Below are 21,035 nucleotides of genomic sequence, written 5' to 3'. Positions count from 1 at the left end.
TCTCGTCCCGAACTACCGGATCTATCCAGCCGCCGCGCGCCAGCAGACCTTGATGCGCGGAAGGCCGAGCGGCGGGCGTACCGGAATCGCGCGCGCATTCGGCGCATGTCACTGGGGCTGGGCGGGGGGGTGCTGGCGGGTGGGGGCGGCCTGGGCGGGGTGACCCGACGTTTCACCTTTGGCCGGATCGGCGTGTGCCACCAGATCCACAACGGATTCGCCAACTACCAGGATGGGAGTATTCATAATGAGCCTTTCTATGGCCGGTGCCGAATCTAGGAGGGGAGGCGCGCGGCGGGTGGGGCTGCCGCGGCCCGGGTGGGGAGCGCGACGGGTGGTGCTACCGCGCGAATAATGAGTTGCGGAACCGGCATGGTGCGGGAGGGTACCTGCTGGGTGGTGAGCCGCTCCAGCATGAGCGCGCCCGCATTGCGTCCCAGCGCGATGGCACTGGATTCCACGGCGGAAATCTGCGGCTGCGCCACACGGCACAGCGGGGAATCCTCACAGGAGAACAGCTGAATGCGCTGCGCTTCTGATTGACTCAGTGCTGTCAGGCCGCCGAGCGCCAGCACCTCATTATCGAAAATGAGTGCATCCACCCCGGCATCCACCAGCGTTCGTGTAGCCTTTCGCCCCGCGTTCTCGGTGAAGTCCGTATCCGCCGAGAACAGCATGTTCACCGCGGGATTCTGGGCGCTGAAGGCCTCGAGCGCCTGATGGCGCTGCACGGTGTGGGTGAGAGAGGCAATGCCGGCCACGTAGCCAATGCGCCGTACTTCGGTGCTGGCCAGGTAGGCGGCGATACCCTCCATGAGGGCGGCGTCCTGCGTAATGAGCGACGGAAACCCCTCCACCTCCTGCCCCACCACAACGGCGGGAAGGTTGAGGCGACGCAACAGTGGGAACCGCGGGTCCTCAGAAACGGGGTCCAGGATAATCACGCCGTCCACCCGCCCGGAGGAACTCCAGCGCTCATAGATGTCAGATTCGGCAGCGGGGTCGGAGCAGTGCCGTAGTACCACGTCAATACCGGCCCCGGACAGTTCGTTCTGAAGTCCCACAATGAAGCGGAAGTAGAAGCTTTCGGAGGTATACGAATCATCGGGCCGTGTTACTACGAGGCCAACGGCGTCGGCCCGGGCCCGGGATAGTGACCGCGCACGCGTATTGGGCGTCCAGCCGGACTGGCGCGCAACAGCCAGGATCCTCTCCCGTGTGGCCTGGGAAACGCCCGGGCGATTATTGAGCGTGAATGATACCGCCGCGGGGGATACCCCCGCCTGAGTGGCAATGTCACGAATGGTCGGTTTTGCCACGTGAGCCTCCTCCCCGGCGGGTATGCGACTGTCCGCGCGGTTTGAACATATCGTACGACTTTATGATCGCTTGCACTAAACCGGTTTAGTACGTAACGTGGGGCACGTACTGCAGGAGGTCAAAGGCGATCATGCACGATAACAGAAGAATTCTCGAGGCGCGCATAGAGCGCACACTGCGGGAGAAAATCCAACCGGCCATTACCACGAGCGTTAGCGCGCTGGATGTGAGCGCGTGGCGCGTACCGCGGGAGAAGGGCGTGATCGGGGAACCGGTCGCGCCGGCGGACGTACCGGTCACGGGCTTCACGCCCCTCAACGTTGGGGAGCAGTGGGGTGCGCCGTGGGAAACCACGTGGCTCCGGTGCACTGCCCGCATTCCGTCGGGCGCGGATATGGCGCTAGGCCCGACGGATAGGTTGGAGGCGCGCATAGACCTCGGGTGGGCCTCGCATTCGCCCGGTTTCCAGAGCGAAGGCCTGGTACGCGACGCGGAGGGCCACACCATCAAGGCCATTAACCCGCGCAACAACTGGGTGCCACTGCCCCAGCCGGGAGAGAACCCCGCGCGGTACGAATTCACCGTGGAGGCTGCCGCAAACCCCCTGCTGCTTGGCGTTCCACCGTTCCAAGTGACGCGCGATGGTGACAAGCGGACGGCGTCGCGCGATGATCTCTACGCGCTCACGCGCGCCGAGGTAGTGATTACGCACGGTGAGGTGTACGGGCTCTACTACGACGTCGCTACCCTGCGCGAGTTGGTGGCCGCGCGGGAGAACGAGGAGCTGGACGGACGCGGGTGGGAGATCCTGCTCGCGCTGTCCCATGCGATTGACACGCTGGACCTTGACGACATTGCGGGGACGGCGTCACGCGCCCGCGCGGTGCTGGCGCCCGTACTGGCGCAGCCGGCCGACGCGTCATCCCACCGGCTCTCGGCGGTGGCGCACGCGCACATCGATTCGGCGTGGCTGTGGCCGCTGCGGGAAACCAAGCGCAAGGTGAATCGGACGCTGGCAAACGTGGTGCGTCTTCTCGAGGACGGTGCCGATTTCATCTTTGCGTTCCCGGCCGCTCAGCACGCCGCGTGGCTTGAGGAGCAGGATCCGCAGCTCTTTGAGCGCGTTCGTGCGCAGGTGAAATCCGGTCATATTGTGCCGGTTGGGTCCATGTGGGTGGAGGCTGATGCTCAGCTCCCCGGAGCGGAAGCCATGGCACGCCAGTTCGTTGAGGGCGCGCGGTACTTCCGTGACGCGTTTGGATATCGGTGCGAGGAAGTGTGGCTGCCCGATTCCTTCGGATATTCGGCCGCTCTACCGCAGATTGCGCGGGAGGCCGGCATTAGGCGTTTCCTCACCCAGAAAATCTCCTGGAACCAGGTGGATAAGTTCCCGCACCACACCTTCCTCTGGGAGGGTATTGATGGTTCGCGTCTCTTTACGCATTTTCCACCGGTGGATACGTACGGCAGCGAGGTCACCGGCCAACAGCTGCACCACGCGGAAACGAATTTCCAGGATAAGGGGCGGGCCGGTGTATCGCTGCTTCCCTACGGCTACGGTGACGGCGGCGGTGGGCCAACGCGGGGCATGCTTGAGCGAATTGAGCGGTACGCGGATCTAGAGGGAAGCCCGCGGATTGCGCATGAAACGCCGGCCGCATTCTTCGACCGCGCCGAGGAAGATTATCCGAATCCTCCGGTGTGGGTGGGTGAACTGTACCTGGAGCTTCACCGCGGCACGCTCACCTCGCATGTTGCGGTGAAACAGGGAAACAGGCGGAGTGAATCCCTTCTGCGCGAGGCCGAGCACTGGGCGGCTCTGGCAGCATACGCGAGAGTGCGCCCCTATCCGCATGAAAAGCTTCGCGACGCCTGGCGCTCGCTACTGCTGTGCCAGTTCCACGACATTTTGCCGGGCACCGCGATCGCATGGGTGTACCGCGAGGTTAGCGCGCGCCACGCCAGGATCGCGGCCGCCGCTGAAGAAATTATTACCGCGTCGCTTGAAGCGCTTACCGGCGCGTCAGGTACAACACTGCGGCACGTGGGTGCGGAGAGTGGCGAGGGCCTGATAGCTAACGCATCCGCGTTCAGCCAGCACGGTGTGGCCGCCTTGAGCGTGGGCGCGGCAGGCGAGACCGCGGCAGGTGATACCGCAGCCGCCGGTCCGGGATCCGGTACGGGAGGCGATGACGTTGCGGCCGCCGACGGCGCGGAGCGGTGCCGCGTGACGCACGCCGGCCGAACGGTTAGTAATGGGCACGTCACAGCCCGGTTCGATGAGGATGGTGCATTGATCTCGCTGGTGGGCGAGGACGGAATTGAGTTGATCCCGGCCGGTCAACGCGCGGGGCTACTTGAGGTGTTCCAGGACTTCCCGAATATGTGGGATGCCTGGGATATTGATCCGTTCTATCGCGATACGCGCGAGGTGCTCCCCCTTCACTTCGAGGGCATGGACGTGCTGGATGATCGGGTTACCGTGCGCAGTAGCGCAGCATTCCAAGGGTCCACCTTCACAATCGCGTGGATCCTAGAGAATGACGCGCGGAGCCTTGACGTGCAGATTGAGGCAGAGTGGCACGGACACGAGCACCTCGTTAAGTTGGCGCTTCCCGTGGCCATCCACACCAGCCAGGCACAATTCGAAACACAATTTGGGCACCTGGTGCGGCCAACCCACGAAAATACCTCCTGGGATGCCTACCGTTTCGAGGTCAGTGCACACCGGTGGCTGCGGCTAGCCAACGCGAGCGCCGCGCTGGGCATCGCAAATGATTCCACGTACGGCTGGGATCTCACGCGCCACGCGTATGAGCAGGAGAAGGGGCCGCGCCGGCATGAGACATGGACGCTGGTGCGTGCCACGCTCCTGAAATCCGCCAGATTCCCGGATCCGGAGCAGGACCAGGGACATTTCGAATGGAACTTCCGGCTTCACCCCGGAGCCTCCACCCTGGATGCGGTGGCCGACGGCCAGCAGCTCAACCTGGGAGAACGGTATCTGGTGGGCGCCACCCCGGTGGATGCGCCCTTCGCCGTGGAGGGTGCCGTGGTGGAATCCGTGGCCGTGGTACCGGATACGCCACGCACACTCGCGGTGCGCGTGTATGAGGCGCAGGGTGGTCCATCCACCGTCACGCTTCGGGCACCCGCCGGGGCGCGCGTGGCTCTCACGAACCTGCTCTACGAGCCGTCAGACGAAGAACCCACGCTGGTAGCGCTAGGCGAGGACCGCTATCGCTTTGACCTGGGCGCATTCCAACTGGCCACGATCACGATGGAGCCTCGCGATGAGTGATCTCAACGCTGTTGCGGGCGGGTCCCCAGTTGTTGCGGGCGGCTACCCAACGGTGGGTGTCAACTACGTGCCCACCAGCGGCTGGTTCTACTCGTGGCTGGACCTCGACCTTGATGAGGTGCGGCGCGATTTCGATCAGTTGGCGGCGCTGGGACTGGACCACGTACGGGTGTTCCCACTGTGGCCCATCCTCCAGCCCAACCCCGGAATGATTCGGCAGGGTGCGCTCGCGGACGTGCGGGATGTGGCCGTGGCGGCCAGCGAACGCGGGCTACGTGTTGCCGTGGATGTGCTCCAGGGGCACATGTCCAGCTTTGACTTCCTACCCGCCTGGGTGCGGAGCTGGCATGCGGCCAATATCTTCACGGATCCCACTGTGGTGGAGGCGCAGCGCCAGCTGGTTCGGGCCTTGGCGGATGCGCTTCGCGACGTGCCCGGCGCCACCGGCCTTTCGCTGGGAAACGAAATTGTGCAATTTGCGGCGCCGCGCCATCCGCTGGCGATGCACCTGACGCCGGCGGCGGCACGCGCCTGGGTACAAACCATGCTGCGCCAGGCGCGCGAGACGTGGCCGGAGGGAACCCACACCTTCTCCTACGACGAAGATTTATTCTTCGAGGCTCGCCTTCCCTTCACGCCGCAATGCATCGCGGATGGTGATGTGGCCACCGTCCACTCCTGGGTGTTTGGCAAGGTGGGACAGACATACGGTCCGGATCATCCCCGCCTGGCGCTCTACGCGCGGTATCTACTTGAACTCGCGCGGGCGTGGGCACCGGGAATGCGCCTGTGGTTGCAGGAGGTGGGTGCCCCGCGCACCTATATTGCGCCGGATCACCTTGAGGGCTTCGTGCGGAGCACACTCACGCAGGCGGCTGCCGTGCCGGAAAACGACGCCATCACCTGGTGGTGCTCCGCTAACGTGCCGCGCTCCCTGACGGGCTTCCCCGAGGTGGAATACAGCCTCGGTCTGCTTGATAGTGATCGGCATGTCACCGCTACGGGGCGTGCGGTGGCCGAATGGATCGCGGCGCCCGAACGGGCAGCAATGGGTACCGGGCCACTCACAATCCCCGGACCCACCGTACCAGGTGCGCGCGACGTCGTCGCACCGGGCGGGGAGATTTTTGACCGGTGGGCGCACGCCATCGAATGCGGTGTGCCCGTCACCCTGGAGGCAGCATGATCCCGAACCCCATGAGCATTGCGCGCGCGGCTGGCATCGACATGCGCCAGGAGCCGGGCCGGGCCACCTACACGGTGCATCGCGCCACCACGGCACCGGCGGATGCGCAGCACACACGAATATGCGCACCCACCCACGCCGGCCTGGTGTGGGGAAGCGTGCAGGTGCTTCTCGAACGCGCGGCCGGTGTGCCCGTCACCGCGGGAAGCTTTGATCCCCCGTACGGGCGGCGGCAGCTGCACCTGGACGCCGGCCGGCACTTCTTCCCGGTAGAAACGGTGCTTGATCTGCTGCGCCTCATGGCGTGGGGGCGGCTCAACGTGCTCAACCTGCACGTGTCCGAAAACGAAGGATACCGGCTCCCCTCCGCCGCTCACCCGGAGGTGACGTCCGCGGAGCATTACTCGGAGGTGGACGTTGCGCGGATGTGCGCTGCCGCCGATGAGCTTGGCATTACGGTGATCCCCAGCATTGATATGCCCGGGCACCTCGGCCACGTGCTGGCGGCAGACCCGTGGGCACAGTTGACGCTGGACGGGCAGCCCGTGATGGGTGCGCTCGATGTGACTGATCCGCACGCCCGGGAACTGGCCTGGACACTGCTGGATGAAACCCAGGCGCTGTTCCGGGCGGACGAGGTAACGATCGGCGGCGACGAATTCCTGGACCACAGGCTCGCCCTACCTGAGCTACGCCGGTACGCGGAGGATCGTTTTGGCGAAGGCGCACGGGAAAACGATGTGTGGATTGAGTTCGTCAACGCCACCGTGGAGCGCCTGTACCGCCGAGGCATTCGCGCGGGCGTCTGGAACGACGGCGTTCAGGTGCGGCGCACGATTGATCTTCATCCGGAGGCCATCGTCCACTACTGGACTCGGTGGGGTAGCCACATGGCGCCGCCGGATGAGCTCGTGGCCCACACGATGCTCAATTGGGATGCGGATGCGCTCTATTTCGTGCTCAAGCGAGATCACCTGGACCGGCTGCCCACATTTGACAGTGTGTGGGACAAATTCGCGGCGGACCTGTACCCGGATCATGTGGGGCATACCCGCATCCCGGGTACCGCGGGCGCCACGTTCTCAATTTGGTGCGACGAGCCGGATGCGCTCACGAGCACTTCGGTTGTCCGGCTGGCGAAGTGGCCCCTCATGGCTTTCGCTAGCCGCTGTTGGACGGTGGGAGGGCTTCGCAGCAGAGAAACCGTGAAGCGAGCACTCGCCGTGACACTCAAAGAAGAGGAATGAAAATGAAACTGGCACGATCGATTGTTGCGGTATGCGCCGCAGCAGGGATGGCTCTCGGACTGGCCGGCTGCACGGGCGGTTCGACGTCGAAGCCCGCGGCGGCCTCCGGTTCCGCTTCGGACAAGATTGCGGGGGAAATTACCTTCCAAACCTGGAGTTTGAAGAACGATAAGTTCACCCCGTACTTTGAACAGCTCATCAGCAATTTCGAGAAGAAATATCCGGACGTCAAGGTCAAGTGGATGGACCAGCCCGGTGACGGCTATGAGGACAAGCTCCTCCAGCAGGCCAACGCCAATGAACTACCTGACGTGGTGAATGTGCCGCCCGAGTACGCCTACCAGTTGGCCAAGGCGGGCCAGCTGCGTGACCTCAAGGCGGCGGATGCAGGAACACTCAGCCAGTACGTGGAGGGCGGCATCAAGGCCTACGAGTACACCGGGGTGGAGGGCGATTTCGCCTACCCGTGGTACCTGGGCGTGGCATTCAACTACTGGAATACGGCCGCGCTCAAGAAGGGCGGGGTAACAACCATCCCCACCACCGAGGAGGAATACCAGGCTGATGCGGCCACGGCGGCCGAACACGGCGTGGCGCTCCTCAACCGTGTGCCGGACGTGGGCTTCCTGGCGGCACGCGGGGTCAAGGTGTGGGACGAAAAAACGCAAAAGTTTACGTTTAACAGCCCGGAGGCGGTAAAGATCGTTGAGCAGTACGCGAAGCTTTATCAAAAGGGTGCCATGCCTCCCGAGATTGTTTCCGCGGTGGATAATGGCACGCCCGCCAACGAGGCGTTTTACAAGGGCAGCATGGCGGCCATTCAGTCCACGCCGTCCTTCGCTACGGATGTGGTGACAAATGCGCCGTCCGTCGCCTCCTCCGTTACCGTGAGTGAACCGTGGGAGACCCCGCAGCTGCTGGTGCAGGGTATTTCCGTGGCCGCGAACTCCAAGGCGCCGGCGGCCGCGCTGGCCTTTGCCCAGTACGTGACCAACACGGAGAATCAGGTGGACTTTGTCAAGATTGCCAAGGGTTTCATGCCCGGCACGGTCGAGGGCAACAAGGACGCTTCGCAGCTGGTGGAGGGGTCCGATACACAACTCCTCAAGGACGCCATGGCTGTCTCTGCCAAGACGGTCCAGAATGCCAAGCTGCTCACCCCACTGGAACTCTCCGGCCAGATGAAGACGGCTGTGGTCCAGCAGGTTTCACTGGCGCTCTCGGGCGATAAATCTGCCAAGGACGCACTCGATAGTGCCGTCCAGCAGTGCAACGCCCTGTTGAACTAAAGGCGGCGGGTCATGAAATCATATCGTTGGTTCACTCCGTACCTTCTGGTGGCCCCGGCGGTGATCTGGGTGGTGGTGTTCAGCCTGTGGCCGTTCCTGAACACCGTGGTCCTCTCCTTCACCAATGCGAGGCCTCTGCAGGCCGTGGGTTTCATCGGGTGGGAGAACTATGCGCAACTATTTCATGACCCGCAGTTTGGCTCGGCCCTCATAGTTTCGCTTGTGTACGTGGTGGTGTGCGTACCGCTGCTCACCATTCTCCCGCTCCTGCTGGCGCTGCTGGTCATGAAGAAAATTCCGGGCATCGGGTTCTTCCGCACCACCTTCTATTTCCCGGTGGTGGCCTCCATTGTGGTGGTGGGCATTATCTGGTCCTGGATCTTTAATTCGCGCGGCATTATTAACGAGGCGCTACAGGCGGCCGGATTAACGGACGCGCCCATCAACTTCCTGGTGGATCGCTGGAAATTACTTTTCTGCGCCATTGCGCTCACCGTGTGGAAGGGCCTGGGGTACTACATGGTGGTGTACCTGGCGGCACTGGCAAACGTGGGCACCGAGGTACACGAGGCCGCCGCACTGGATGGTGCCGGGTGGTGGCGGCGTCTCATCTCCGTCACCATCCCCTCCGTGCGCGGTGCGATGGCACTGGTGTCCGCACTCATCTGTGTATCCGCCATTCGCGTGTTCTCCGAGCTGTATATTCTCTCGAATGGCACGGGCGGTCCCGGCGGGCTTGACCAATCCGTGGTGATGCTCATCAAACGGGCGGGCTCCGGCCTCAATGGTGATCTGGGCTATGCCTCCGCCATGTCCGTGGCGCTGTTCTTCCTCACCATTGGCCCGCTGCTCATCGTGGCGTACCTCAACTACGGCGGCCGTGAACAATTGCGGAAACGGCGCGAGCGGCGCGAAGCAAAGAAGGCGGCGGCGCTGCGGCCCGAGAGTGCGGAGGAGCTACGCGTGGCACTAACGCATGGCGCGCGGATCCCGCGTGCGGCGTTCAATGACAGCGGGCAAATTCGGCAGGAGGAGGCGTCCGCAGCGGCATTCCCCGCTAGCGGTACGCAACGGTATGGAGGTGAGCAGTCATGAAGCAGGCAAAGGAAAAATGGTACCGGCGTGGTTCTGCACCCTATGAGCACGTCACGCCGGGGTTGGTGAGCGTCAAGTACATTCTCCTTATCATTCTGTTCATCGTCTCCGTGGGTCCGTTCCTCTGGGAGCTTTCCACCGCATTTAAGGGGGCGGGGGAGGATATTTATCAGTTCCCGCCGCGGTTAATCCCCGAAAATCCCACCTGGAGTAATTTCGCGGAGGTGGCGCGTACCGTCCCGATTATCAGCTACGGCTGGCATTCGGTGCTGGTGGCACTGGCCTCCGTGCTTTCAAATACCATTTTCGCCACGCTGGCAGGCTACGCGATCGCCCAGATGAATTTCCGTGGGAAAAAGATAACGGTGGCTATCCTGCTTTCCACCCTGCTCCTCCCCGGCGAGGTGACGCTGACCAGCCAGTACCTCACGGTCAAGGCAATGGGTTTTGAAAATTCGCTGGTGGGCGTGTGGATGCCCGGGGCGATCGCGGCCATGAACGTACTGCTCATGGCGGTGTCCTGCCGGATGATTCCGCATGCGCTCATTGATGCGGCGGTGGTGGACGGCACCAGTACGTGGCAGCGGATTCACTATGTGGTGTGGCCCAACGTGCGCGGCATGGCCTCCGTGGTTGCACTATTTTCCTTTATCGGTGCCTGGGATGATTTCCTCTGGCCACTGGTGGTGCTCTCGGATCCGGAAAAATACACGCTGACGGTGGGCATGCAGTACCTGCAGTCCGCATTCGGGCAGAATCCCCGGGTGGTGGCCGCGGGCACGGTGATCGCCCTGATCCCCATCATCATCATTTTCTCAACCATGCAGCGGTACTTCTTCCGCGGCGTGGAGGAAGGAGCGGTCAAGGGATGACCGAGAAGATGAACATGTGGCGCCACGCCGAGCGCGACGCCCTCATTCGTTTTGCAACCCGCGCGGTGGTGCCGGCCGGCTTCGGTTACCTGGACGCGGACGGCCACCATCAGGCTGACCACGGCGTCGAACTATGGATTAATGGGCGGTTCACTCACGTATTCGCCTGCGAAGTACTCCGGGGCAACAGGGCCGCCGCACCCCTCCTGGATCACGGTATGCACGCCCTGCGTGAGAACCTGTACGACGCCGAACACGGCGGGTGGTTCCGTTCCGTGGACGTGTCCGGCGGTGGCCCCCTCCGCGAGGGCGACGACGTGAAGGAGTCCTATTCGCACGCCTTCGTGGTGCTCGCGGCAGCCAGCGCACTGCAGGCCGGACATCCCGATGCGGGCGAGCTGCTGGAGCGTGCACTCGCCCAGAGCGAGGAGCACTGGTGGGAGCCCTCCGTGGGGCGGGTACGTGAATCCGCCAGTGCCGACTGGAGTTGGACGGAACCCTACCGTGGCATCAACGCGAATATGCACACCACCGAGTCCCTGCTGGCCGTCTATGACGCCACCGGTGATACCACCTACCTGCGGCGGGCCGTGCGGATCTGTGATTTCGTCATGGACGGCGCTCGCGAACGGGGCTGGCGCATTCTGGAGCACTACACGGAGCGGTGGGAGCCAGATCCGGATTACAACCGAGAGCGGCCGGCGGATCCATTCCGCCCCTACGGTGTGACCATTGGTCATGGTTTCGAGTGGGCGCGGCTCTCCATCCAGGCGCACGTAATGGCGTGGCGCGCGGGGCTCATCCCGCAGGCTGAAATATCCCGCGAACTGGCGCTCATTGCGCAGTCTGTCCGTGACGGCTGGGCGGTGGATGGCGCACCCGGCTTCATCTACACCACGGATTTCGACGGCACCCCCATCACCCACGAGCGCATGCACTGGGTGGTGTGTGAGGCTCTGAACGCGGTGGTGGTGGCCGCCGGCGCGATCCGCGAACTGGGCAGCGCCGGGGTATCCTTGGCTGGCCTGGATCTCCTCGACCTACCGCTTCGCCGCTGGGAAGCCGAGTGGTGGGCGTACGCCCGCGAATTCCTCATTGCCTCACCCGGTCACTGGCGGGAGGAACTGGATCGGTCCAACCGCCTCTCCGAGCGCACGTGGACCGGTATGCCGGAGATCTACCACGCCTATCAGGCGCTAGTTCTGCGTGATGGCGACTATGCGGTAGGTTTTGCGCGCGCCACGAAGGAAGCGGCCGCCACGCGCCGCGGCTAGCTAGGCGACCTGTCCTTCCCGCCGTGCCGCGTGCAAATAGCGGTACACGGTGGGTTCGGACACGTGAAGATTGTGCGCCAGATGCGCCACGCCGCCCTTGAACTGGAAAAATCCGTCATTATTGAGCGCGCGCACCACATCCATGCGATCCTCCGGCGTGAAATGGGTGACGGGCACGCCCTTTGCGCGCACGGCCGTGGCAATCGCGGTGGCGCACAGGCCGTCAATGGAGGTCACCAGCTGTTCGGGGGGCTCCGCGGGGGCCGGCACTTCTGGCCGATGATCGCGCACCAGTTTCTGCACCACGCGCTCCAGTTCGGTGAGCGAGGTGTTATCCGAGTTGAGGCAGAGCATGCCTACCAGCCGGCCATCGCGGCGAATAAAGAATGTGGAGGAGCGGAGCGGATGCTTACCGTCGCTGGTTTCGGCATCGAGGCCGGCCACGAATTCTGTATTCGAATCTTTCCCGTGCTGCAGTGTGCGCAGCATGAGGCTGGTGGCGGGAGAACCGATTCTTCTGCCGGATAGCTCCGCATTAGCGATGGCTACCACCGAGTGGTCCAGGTCAGAAACATCGTGCAGCACCACTTCGGTGGAGGGCCCCAGCGCCGCACCGAGGAACCGGACAAGCGGTGCGAACATGCGGATGTATTCCGAATCGCTCGTCATCGTTGTCACCGTCCTGCTTAGTTCTGCGTGGTTGTGCTCGTCCTCGGTATAGGTACCAATAATAATCAATTTTTTGTCCGTCCGAGCAGGAAGTCCAAGCCGACGCCGTGCGGGGGCTTTGGGTTCCGAGGGACGATAGGTGCCGTGTTGTTTCATGCTTTGTCCTGAAAATAATGGCGGTGGGGTGGGTGAGGTGGGGCGCTGCGGTTGCGCCCCACGTGCCTAGTCACAGGGAGCTGTCTTGGGGTAGAGCGCCACGGCCAGGCCGCCCTGCGCGGTTTCGCGATACTTCGCCATCATGTCCTTGCCGGTTTGATACATGGTGGCTATGACCTGGTCGAGGCTCACCACGGGTTCCGTATCCCGCGTGAGTGAGAGGCGCACGGCGTCGATGGCCTTGACGGACGCCATGGCATTGCGTTCGATGCACGGCACCTGCACCTGGCCGAGCACCGGATCGCAGGTGAGGCCCAGGTTGTGCTCCATCCCGATCTCTGCGGCAGCGGCCACACGCTCGGGGGAGGCGCCCGAGAGCTGTGCCAGCCCGGCGGCGGCCATTGAGCAGGCCACCCCAACTTCGCCCTGGCAGCCTACTTCGGCTCCTGAAATGGAGGCGTTCATCTTGTAGAGTGCCCCGACCATGGCGGCCACCAGGAAGTAGGGGATGTATTCCTTCTCCGTTACCGGTTTGACCATCTTGTTGTAGTAGGCCAGCACCGCGGGCACGATGCCGCAGGCACCGTTGGTAGGTGCGGTCACCACGCGGCCACCGGCGGCGTTCTCCTCATTAATGGCAAGTGCGTACATGTTGGTCCAGTCCATGATTGCGTGCGGATCGGTGGCATCCGGATCGGTTTTCATGAGCTTTTGGTACAGCTCGGCGGCGCGGCGCGGAACCATGAGCCGGCCGGGCAGGTTTCCGCTGGTTGTTTCCCCATGCTCAATGCCCTCCCGCATGACGTCCCACACCCGGGCCAGGTAGCCGCGAATCTCCTCCTCGCTGTGGAGGGCTAGCTCATTGGCCCACGCAATATCCACCAGTGACATGTGGCCCCGCTTCGTGTAGGTGAGCAATTCCTGCGCCGAATCGAAGGGGTAGGGGACCTCGATATCATCCTCGGGTGCCTGCATGCCGAAGTGCTCCTCGTCCACGATGAAGCCGCCGCCTACCGAGTAATACGTCTTTTTCAGCAGGAGGGCGCCGGAGGCATCATATGCACTAATGCTCATCCCGTTTTCGTGGAGCGGTAGCCGCTTGAAGTTAAAGCGCACCCCATCCTTCTTCGGGAACGCCACTTCTTTCACGCCGCCCAGCATGAGCACACCCTGCGTGCGCGCCGTATCGACGGTGGTGGGAATCGAGGCGATCTCCACCGTGTCCGGGAGGCACCCGCTCAGGCCCATGATGACGGCCTTATCTGTTCCGTGACCCCGGCCGGTCATAGAAAGGGATCCGTACAGGTCGGCCTGCACGCTGGCGACGTCGTCGAAAAGACCCTCGCGTTCCAACTCCCCAACGAACGCAAAACCGGCCTTCATCGGGCCAACCGTGTGCGAACTGGAGGGACCAACACCGATCTTGAAGATGTCAAACACAGAGATATACATGGGAATCTCCTAGGCGAACATGAGGTAAATGTTGTAGAAAATTGCGGTGACGGCGATAAGGCCCGTGATCACCACGAACAGGTTGGAGATGTGACCCCTGTATTTGGCCATCGCCGGGACCTTCTTGATTGCATACATGGGCAGGATGAAGAGGAGCAGGGCGATGATTGGGCCGCACATGGTTTCAATCATGTCCAGGATGGACGGATTGGCCCAGGAAACCAGCCATGCGGTGAGGAGCATGAACACCGCGGTGAAGCGATGCAGCCAGGTGGCCGTGAGGGCGCGCTGGTGATTCTTGCCGATGCGCACCACCATGCCCTCGAAACCTTCGGATGCGCCAAGGTAGTGCCCCAGGAAGGACTTGGTGACGGCGATCATCGCCACGATCGGCCCCACCCATTCGATAACGGGCTGGTTAAAACGCGTCGCCAGGTAGGTGAGGATGGTGACGTTCTGATGCTTAGCCTCCATCAAATCCGCCGGGGAGAGAGCCAGGGAGCACGAGAGAACGAAGAACATGACCACTACCACCATGAGGAGCTCGGCGTAGGCAAGGATGCGGGATGTTTTGCGCTCGGCAAAGATGCCGTAGGTTTTCCGGTTGTCCACCGCGAAGGAGGAAATGATGGGGGAGTGATTAAACGCGAACACGATGACGGGCATGAGGAGCCACAGGGTGGCGCCCAGGCCCTGACCGGTGGTTTTTGCTACCGAGGACAGGGAGAACGTGTGGAAGAGTGACGTGTTCCAGAACGGGACAAGGAACAGGCCGAGGGCAACCAGGACCGCGATGAAGGGGAACACGAGGGTGCTCATCACGCGGGTAATCACCGCTTCCCCGAAACTCACGATGGCAATGAGGCCGGTGACCAGGAGAAGCGAGAGAAGCCAGCGCGGCGGTGCGCCCACGTGGAGCTGGTTCACCAGGAATGACTGCACCGTGTTTGTGATGGATACGGCGTAGACCAGCAGAATGGGGTACACGGAGAGGAAGTAGAGGACCGTGATCCAGTTGCCTGCCCGCCGGCCGAATTGTTCCTCGGCTACCACCGTGATGTCGTCGCTGGCTGACGTGCCGGAGAGGACGAAACGGGTGAGGCCGCGATGCGCGAAATAGGCCATGGGGAAGGCGATGATGGCCATAACGATGAGGGGGATAATGCCGCCCACTCCGGCATTAATGGGAAGGAATAGGGTGCCGGCGCCGATGGCCGTGCCGAACAGGGACAGCATCCAGATGGTGTCACCTTTGTGCCAGGCTAGAGGATTGGCTGCCACGGCGTTGGGAACCCTCTTGGTGGCGCCGGTGAGAATGTTCTTGATTTCCGCCTGCGGCGGCGCGGGGGCGGTGGCCGGAGAGGCAACCGGGGAATCGACCTTTTCAGACATCGTTGTCTTCCAATCGTTGAGCCGAAACCGTGCTCCAGAGGAGCCGTGTTCGTTGGACCCCTCTAGAATACGAAAAAACCTGCAGCATGCAAATAAAACTATTGCATCATGATAAAACTTAACCGCAGGGAGGGAGTGGCGTAATTGGGCCAGTTTAGAGCGAAATAGGTGTGTGGTATTACCCGGGGAAGGGGATGATTCTCAAAATGAGAGAAAATGTGCACGCGGTGGGGCGACGACGTCGCAGCGCGGTCCTGCGCGGTCCCGGGTGTGGGGCGCGCGGCGTGTAGCCCGGTGTTCGGCGGCTGTGCCCTACGGGCTGGCGCTGACAGCGACCCGAGCACGGCCAGGGCTAGTGTTAGTAGTACGCGACCGGAGGCTTCGGCGTCGGACGGCACCCGTAGCTACTTGCTTTCCTCCCAGCCGAGTGCATGCGAGATCGCGTTGGCTGTTTCAATTTCCGCCGGAGCTGTTTTCTCAAGCTGGGCGGTCGAGGTTTCCAGTGCGAGCGTGGTGAGAGAAATTGCGTGCGTGACGTGCCCGGTGTGGTCCCGGACCGGCGCGCCTATGCAGCGAATGCCGGGAACGTTCTCCTCGTCGTCGATAGCGAAGCCGTTCTCTTTGATCTTCTGCAACTCTTTCTTGAACAGGTCTGCATCCGTGAATGAGTGCGGAGTGCGGGGAAAGAGTCCTGGATCAAGCAGGTAGTTCTTAAGGTGTGTTTCTGACGCGTTCGCCAAGAACAGCTTGCCCATGGCAGACGTGTGGAGGGGAAGGGTGCGGCCAACGGCGGATGGTATCGAATAGGGCTTGTCGGCCTCGATGATTGCAAGGTAGATGGCCTCTGATCCGTTGGGTGCTCCGAGGTGGGCCTGGAAGCCGGTTCTTTGCACAAGGGACTCAAGATACGGCCGGGCAATTTCAGAGATATCAATGTTGGTGAATGCTCTGGAGGCAAGCGATAAAGCGCGGGGACCGGCGGTGTAATGGCCCTCTTCGGTTTGCGTGAGGAAGTCATGATCCATCAGGGTTCGGAGGATGCGGTGAACCGTTGTCTTTGACAGGGCGGTGACTTCAACGATGTCTGTAAACCGCGGATGGTCGATGGCGGCCTCCAGGACAAGGAGGGTCTTATCAGCTGCGGTCACCCTTTCCGGCTTGTTCATTGCTCCTCCAATCTTCAAGTGAACCTCACGCGCGAAACTTGTCAGTTTCGACACATGAAACTATAGTCCGTGGTACGAAACACATGTGAATTGTTCTGGTCAAAGGAGACTGAATTGAGCACGTTCACGGGGATAACCACGCATGACGTTCGCTTTCCAACGTCCACGATGCTGGACGGCTCGGACGCCATGAACCCGGATCCTGACTACTCAGCGGCGTATGTGTCGGTGCACACAGATGCGGACGATGGCCTGGAGGGCGATGGATTTGTCTTTACGATCGGCCGTGGAAATGATGTTGAAGTCGCCGCGATCAAAGCACTGGAAGATCACCTGGTGGGGCGAAATGTTGAAGAACTCCTCGCTGATATGGGGGCGGCGTGGAGACTATTTGTCTATGACTCGCAGCTGAGATGGTTGGGCCCAGAAAAAGGCGTGGAGCACATGGCAATCGGCGCCGTGCTCACCGCGCTGTGGGATCTCAAGGCAAAGCGAGCGGGGATGCCACTGTGGCAATTACTCAGCTCGATGAGCCCCGAGGAACTTGTTGACTGTGTTGATTTCCGGTATTTGACCGATGTGTTAACCCGCACCGAGGCGCTCGAGATTTTGAAGAGAGCCGAACCGGGCCGTGAGCGGCGAACGCAGGAGATCCTGGAGAGTGGCTATCCGGGATATACCACCACCCCCGGCTGGCTAGGGTACGACGACGAAAAGCTCGTTCGCCTCGCGCGTGAGGCGGTAGAGGTTGAGGGCTTTAATCAGATCAAACTAAAAGTTGGTGCCGATTTGGATGAAGACCGGCATCGCCTGAGGCTTGCCCGCGAGGCGGTGGGCCCTGATATCCGAATTGCCGTTGACGCGAACCAGCGGTGGGACGTGCCGGAGGCGATCGAGTGGATCCGCGCGCTGAGCGAATATGATCTGGCCTGGGTGGAAGAGCCAACCAGCCCGGATGATGTCCTTGGGCACGCCGCCATTCAGAAGGCGATTGCCCCAATACCGGTGGCCACCGGTGAACACATGATGAACCGTGTGCTTGCGAAGCAATACCTGCAGGCGCACGCACTATCGATTCTGCAGATGGATGCCACGCGAGTGGCCGGCCCGAATGAGAATCTTGCGATTCTTCTGCTCGCCGCCAAGTTCGGCGTTCCTGTTTGCCCCCATGCCGGCGGTGTGGGACTTTGCGAAGTGGTTGCGCATATGTCCATGTTTGATTACGTGGCTGTGTCTGGGAACATGGAAAATCGGCGCATCGAATACGTGGATCACTTGCATGAACACTTTGTTTCCCCGACGGTGATTCGCAATGGGCGGTATGTAGCGCAACGAACTCCGGGGGCCGGGACGGAGATGCTCCCCGCCTCGATTGAAGAATTCACGTACCGGGGGTAGGCGTCTCGGAAGCACCAATGGTCAAGCGATTACACGATGGAGTGTTGAGATGGATCTGAACCTTGAGGGCCATGTGGCGATTGTTTCTGGCGGATTAAGCGGGATCGGCGAGGGGATTGTGTTCCGGCTCGCCCGGGAGGGTGCCATCCCGGTCATTCTGGACCGTGCTGATCCGCGCGCTGATTACAGGGCTCGTCTTGAAAGTGTTGCCTCCGATTTTGCCTGCTACCGGATTGATCTCAATGATACGGACAGGATTGCTCCCATCATTGAGGAGGTTGGAAGGAAGTTTGGGCGGATCGATCACGTGGTGAATAATGCTGGCATTAATGACAATCTTGCCCTGGAAACTACCTCGTGGCGGGAGTTTGAGAGATCCCTGCACCAGAATCTGACGCACTATTTCGAGATCGTGCATGAAGCGGTGGGCTACCTCAAGAGGGCAGGAGGATCCATCGTCAACATAACGTCAAAAACTGCCCTGACGGGTCAGGGAAAGACATCAGCATACGCGGCGGCCAAGGGCGCCATTCTCGGGCTTACTCGCGAATGGGCGGCGGCGCTGGCGAAAGATGGTGTTCGTACCAACGCAATTGTTGTGGCGGAGGCGTGGACGCCGATGTATGCCAACTGGATCAAAACCTTTGGTGACGAAGAAGCACAGAAGGATCGCTTGGCGGCTATCACTACCAAGATCCCTCTGGAGAAGCGCATGACCACTCCGGAGGAGATCGCCAATGCCGCTGCGTTCCTACTCTCGGATTGCTCATCACACACCACCGGGGAGTGGTTCTTCCCGGATGGCGGGTATGTGCATCTTGACCGAGCGCTCGACTGATGGCTGCCGTGGTGCTGCGAAGAATGCGGTGAAATGATGCCAACCCTGCATATTATTGATTCGCATGTCCATATTTGGGATCCCAGGGTTCAGCGAATGCCGTGGCTGGATGCGGTCCCGGCCGTGAACCGGCCCATTGGGATAGATGAGCTAGAGCGCGAATTTGCCAGTATTCCCGGTGTGCATCTCGATGGAGCCATTTACGTTGAGGTGGATGAAACGGATCCTGAACAAGAGGATCGGCTCCTGTACGAGAACGATTCGCCGCTCATTATCGGGCGGACGCTGCGGAGCAGGGTAAGCCCGTATATGAGAATTCCCGTGCTGGCCACGGCCATCCGGGAGCCGCTTCATTCAAATGAAATACAGCGAGCTCGCATTCAAGATCCGCTGTTTCTTGCGGGGCTTGAAGTTCTAGCGGACCGGCAGCTGCCATTCGAGGTGGTTAATAGGGAGGAGGATCTCCCGGCTGTCCTCGGCCTCTTGGAGAAAGTGCCTCAGGAGACGGTGATCCTCAATCATATGGGCAACGTATCTCACCTGACGCGGAGGGGGCGGTACGCACTGCAGGGCCTATCCGAATTGCCGAATCTCTACGTGAAGATTTCGGGTGACAATCCAATAGACCTTGAAACGGCAAAATTTGTGTCGGACGTGTTTTCGCCCCGGCGCATTATGTTCGCTTCAAACTTCCCGATGGTGAATGTAACGGGCAGCCTTGAAAGCCACCTGCGCCGCGTGAGATCCGTTTTTGGGGATGACCCGCTGGTGTTTTCACAAAACGCATTGCGTGCATACGGCGTGCGGGTCCCGGCACTACCGGCGGTCAAGCCTGCGCAACGTCCACGCCGGAAGGAGCAATCATGCTACTAGGAATTCCTCCGCTTATTTCTCCCGAGCTGCTTAAGGTTCTGGACGAAATGGGGCACGGGGACACCCTCGTGATTGCTGACGGGAACTTTCCCGCGGCGTCGGTAGGGCGCCATGCGCACGTCATTCGCCTGGATGGACGGGGAGGGGCGGACGTTCTCAAAGCCGTACTGGCGTTGGTGCCGATTGATACGTATGACCGCACCCCGGTGAAACTGATGGATGTGGTACCCGGCGACCAGGTAGAGACCCCGATTTGGGATGACTATAGGGAACTCATACGGGAGCACGATCCCCGCGGGGATGCGGCCATCGGCTTCCTCGAGCGGTTTGAGTTCTATCGCGAGGCGGCAAACGCGTATTGCGTCATTGCTACGGGTGAGACGGCGCAGTACGCAAATGTCATTTTGCGGAAGGGGGTTGTCAGTTCAAGCGTATGAGGGCCCGGCACACGCGCCGAGCACCCCGCTTTTCCGTTCCGGTGGGCCGGGAGTGGTGTATCACGCTGTGCACTCGGTCGGAATGAGTCGCATATTGAAAGGAAACAAAAATGCAAAGCGGCATATATACCCCCAGCGTCACCCCGCTTCGGTCCGATGGTTCCATTGACTTTGATGCCTGGGGGCCGCATATTGACCACCTTGTTACTGCAGGTATCACCGGCATTCTTATTTTTGGGAGTATCGGAGAATTCTACGCTTTCTCAAGAGCGCAAAAGGAGGAGGCAATTGATTTTGCTGTCGAGCGTATTTCGCACCGGACTCAGCTTCTTGTCGGTACCGGTTCTACCCGGCTCAGCGACACGGTTAAATTGGGACAGTACGCGGCGCGCGCCGGTGCGGACGGCGCGGTGGTGATTTCGCCCTACTATTTTGGACCCAGCGATGAGGCTGCATTCCGCTATTTCGGCCGGGTTGTAGCGGAGTCAGAGCTCCCGGTAGTGCTGTACAACTTCCCGGCGCGTACCGGATCCGATCTCGGGGCGTCCCTGGTGCAGAGGCTTGCCGAGGCCTTCCCGCAGATAATCGGCATGAAGGACACGGTCGATACGATTAGCCATACCCGTGAGGTCATTGAGGCCGCCGGGGCAGTGCGCGATGACTTTGCCGTATTCTCCGGCTTCGATGAGTACTACGTACCGAACAGAATTGCTGGCGGCGCGGGTATTATCTCAGGGTTAACGAATATTGCACCCGAACTCTTTGTTGAGTTGAACACCGCCTGGGATGCGGGTGATTTCGCCACGGTGCATAAGGATGCGGGGCACGTTTCGCGTTTGATGCGCATCTACCAGGTGGGCGATCTTTTCGTTCAAACAATTAAGGCGGGCGTCAACGCGCGGGGCACGTCGATGAGTGCCGCCACGAGCGAGCCCTGTGTACCTCTGTCGCGAGCGGATCTTGAAGAGATTCAGAGGATTGTTTCGGAGGTTTGAGGTAGCGGCGGTAGTAGTGCACGGCCTGGACAGTCCCGGCGTCACATGTGGTGGAGGGTTTAGTACGACGCCGCG

General features: G+C 61.3%; 18 protein-coding genes. 13 read left to right on the top strand and 5 right to left on the bottom strand.

Annotation, left to right across the window (positions count from 1 at the left end):
• The coding region (locus EIH27_RS07915; protein WP_206424919.1) for a hypothetical protein at positions 1-279 on the top strand (279 nt) is incomplete at its 5' end.
• Here EIH27_RS07915 and EIH27_RS07800 read toward each other — a convergent pair.
• Entirely contained in the window at positions 276-1,319 is a 1,044-nt protein-coding gene (locus tag EIH27_RS07800; protein ID WP_124040411.1) for a LacI family DNA-binding transcriptional regulator, read from the bottom strand. The genes EIH27_RS07915 and EIH27_RS07800 overlap by 4 nt on opposite strands.
• A 131-nt stretch (positions 1,320-1,450) precedes the next feature.
• Between EIH27_RS07800 and EIH27_RS07795 the strand changes: the two genes are divergently transcribed.
• Genes EIH27_RS07795 through EIH27_RS07765 form a run of 7 tightly spaced genes read left to right on the top strand, consistent with a single transcriptional unit; the run spans position 1,451 to position 11,584 of the window.
• The gene (locus EIH27_RS07795) at positions 1,451-4,621 is read left to right on the top strand and encodes an alpha-mannosidase (RefSeq protein ID WP_124040410.1); all 3,171 of its coding nucleotides are present in this window, start codon (positions 1,451-1,453) and stop codon (positions 4,619-4,621) included.
• Positions 4,614-5,807, top strand: a complete 1,194-nt coding sequence (locus tag EIH27_RS07790) for a glycoside hydrolase 5 family protein (RefSeq protein WP_124040409.1) — start codon at positions 4,614-4,616, stop codon at positions 5,805-5,807. Before EIH27_RS07795 ends, EIH27_RS07790 begins: the two co-directional genes overlap by 8 nt.
• An 11-nt stretch (positions 5,808-5,818) precedes the next feature.
• Positions 5,819-7,054 carry a family 20 glycosylhydrolase gene (locus EIH27_RS07785; RefSeq protein WP_164461647.1) on the top strand — a complete coding sequence of 412 codons (1,236 nt, stop codon included), beginning with the start codon at positions 5,819-5,821 and terminating at the stop codon, positions 7,052-7,054.
• 2 nt (positions 7,055-7,056) lie between these two features.
• Positions 7,057-8,343 (top strand): ABC transporter substrate-binding protein, encoded by a 1,287-nt coding sequence (locus tag EIH27_RS07780; RefSeq protein ID WP_164461646.1) that lies wholly within the window; start codon positions 7,057-7,059, stop codon positions 8,341-8,343.
• Positions 8,344-8,355: 12 nt separating this feature from the next.
• Positions 8,356-9,438, top strand: a complete 1,083-nt coding sequence (locus EIH27_RS07775; RefSeq protein ID WP_124040406.1) for a carbohydrate ABC transporter permease — start codon at positions 8,356-8,358, stop codon at positions 9,436-9,438.
• Entirely contained in the window at positions 9,435-10,310 is an 876-nt protein-coding gene (locus EIH27_RS07770; protein WP_124040405.1) for a carbohydrate ABC transporter permease, read from the top strand. Before EIH27_RS07775 ends, EIH27_RS07770 begins: the two co-directional genes overlap by 4 nt.
• Positions 10,307-11,584 (top strand): AGE family epimerase/isomerase, encoded by a 1,278-nt coding sequence (locus EIH27_RS07765; RefSeq protein ID WP_124040404.1) that lies wholly within the window; start codon positions 10,307-10,309, stop codon positions 11,582-11,584. The genes EIH27_RS07770 and EIH27_RS07765 overlap by 4 nt, the downstream gene beginning before the upstream one ends.
• Here EIH27_RS07765 and EIH27_RS07760 read toward each other — a convergent pair whose 3' ends face one another.
• The 4 genes from EIH27_RS07760 to EIH27_RS07745 form a co-directional block, all read right to left on the bottom strand.
• On the bottom strand, positions 11,585-12,409 hold the full coding sequence (locus EIH27_RS07760; protein ID WP_241153040.1) for a helix-turn-helix transcriptional regulator: 825 nt from the start codon (positions 12,407-12,409) through the stop codon (positions 11,585-11,587). It abuts the gene before it with no gap.
• Between the two features lie 66 nt (positions 12,410-12,475).
• A complete protein-coding gene (locus EIH27_RS07755; protein WP_124040403.1) occupies positions 12,476-13,861 on the bottom strand; it encodes an L-serine ammonia-lyase in 1,386 nt (461 codons plus the stop codon).
• A gap of 9 nt (positions 13,862-13,870) precedes the next feature.
• On the bottom strand, positions 13,871-15,253 hold the full coding sequence (locus tag EIH27_RS07750; protein ID WP_241153039.1) for an SLC5/6 family protein: 1,383 nt from the start codon (positions 15,251-15,253) through the stop codon (positions 13,871-13,873).
• Between the two features lie 404 nt (positions 15,254-15,657).
• Positions 15,658-16,419, bottom strand: coding sequence for an IclR family transcriptional regulator (locus EIH27_RS07745; RefSeq protein ID WP_124040402.1), 762 nt, complete (start codon positions 16,417-16,419; stop codon positions 15,658-15,660).
• A gap of 114 nt (positions 16,420-16,533) precedes the next feature.
• On the opposite strand from EIH27_RS07745, the gene EIH27_RS07740 reads away from it, so the two are divergent.
• The 5 genes from EIH27_RS07740 to EIH27_RS07720 all read left to right on the top strand — a co-directional run bounded on the left by EIH27_RS07740 (position 16,534) and on the right by EIH27_RS07720 (position 20,960).
• Complete coding sequence (locus EIH27_RS07740; protein ID WP_241153038.1) at positions 16,534-17,817, top strand: enolase C-terminal domain-like protein; 1,284 nt, start codon at positions 16,534-16,536, stop codon at positions 17,815-17,817.
• 49 nt (positions 17,818-17,866) lie between these two features.
• Positions 17,867-18,655, top strand: coding sequence for an SDR family oxidoreductase (locus EIH27_RS07735; RefSeq protein WP_124040401.1), 789 nt, complete (start codon positions 17,867-17,869; stop codon positions 18,653-18,655).
• A gap of 33 nt (positions 18,656-18,688) precedes the next feature.
• Positions 18,689-19,528 carry an amidohydrolase family protein gene (locus EIH27_RS07730; RefSeq protein WP_124040400.1) on the top strand — a complete coding sequence of 280 codons (840 nt, stop codon included), beginning with the start codon at positions 18,689-18,691 and terminating at the stop codon, positions 19,526-19,528.
• Positions 19,519-19,965, top strand: a complete 447-nt coding sequence (locus EIH27_RS07725) for an RbsD/FucU family protein (protein ID WP_124040399.1) — start codon at positions 19,519-19,521, stop codon at positions 19,963-19,965. Before EIH27_RS07730 ends, EIH27_RS07725 begins: the two co-directional genes overlap by 10 nt.
• Positions 19,966-20,075: 110 nt before the next feature.
• A complete protein-coding gene (locus tag EIH27_RS07720; RefSeq protein WP_124040398.1) occupies positions 20,076-20,960 on the top strand; it encodes a dihydrodipicolinate synthase family protein in 885 nt (294 codons plus the stop codon).
• Positions 20,961-21,035 lie beyond the last annotated feature (75 nt).

Origin of the sequence: Neoactinobaculum massilliense, from assembly GCF_900604955.1 — a bacterium.
Classification (GTDB): domain Bacteria; phylum Actinomycetota; class Actinomycetes; order Actinomycetales; family Actinomycetaceae; genus Neoactinobaculum; species Neoactinobaculum massilliense.
The sequence above is the reverse complement of the archived record's forward strand: the minus strand, read 5'-3'. Positions and strand labels throughout refer to the sequence as shown.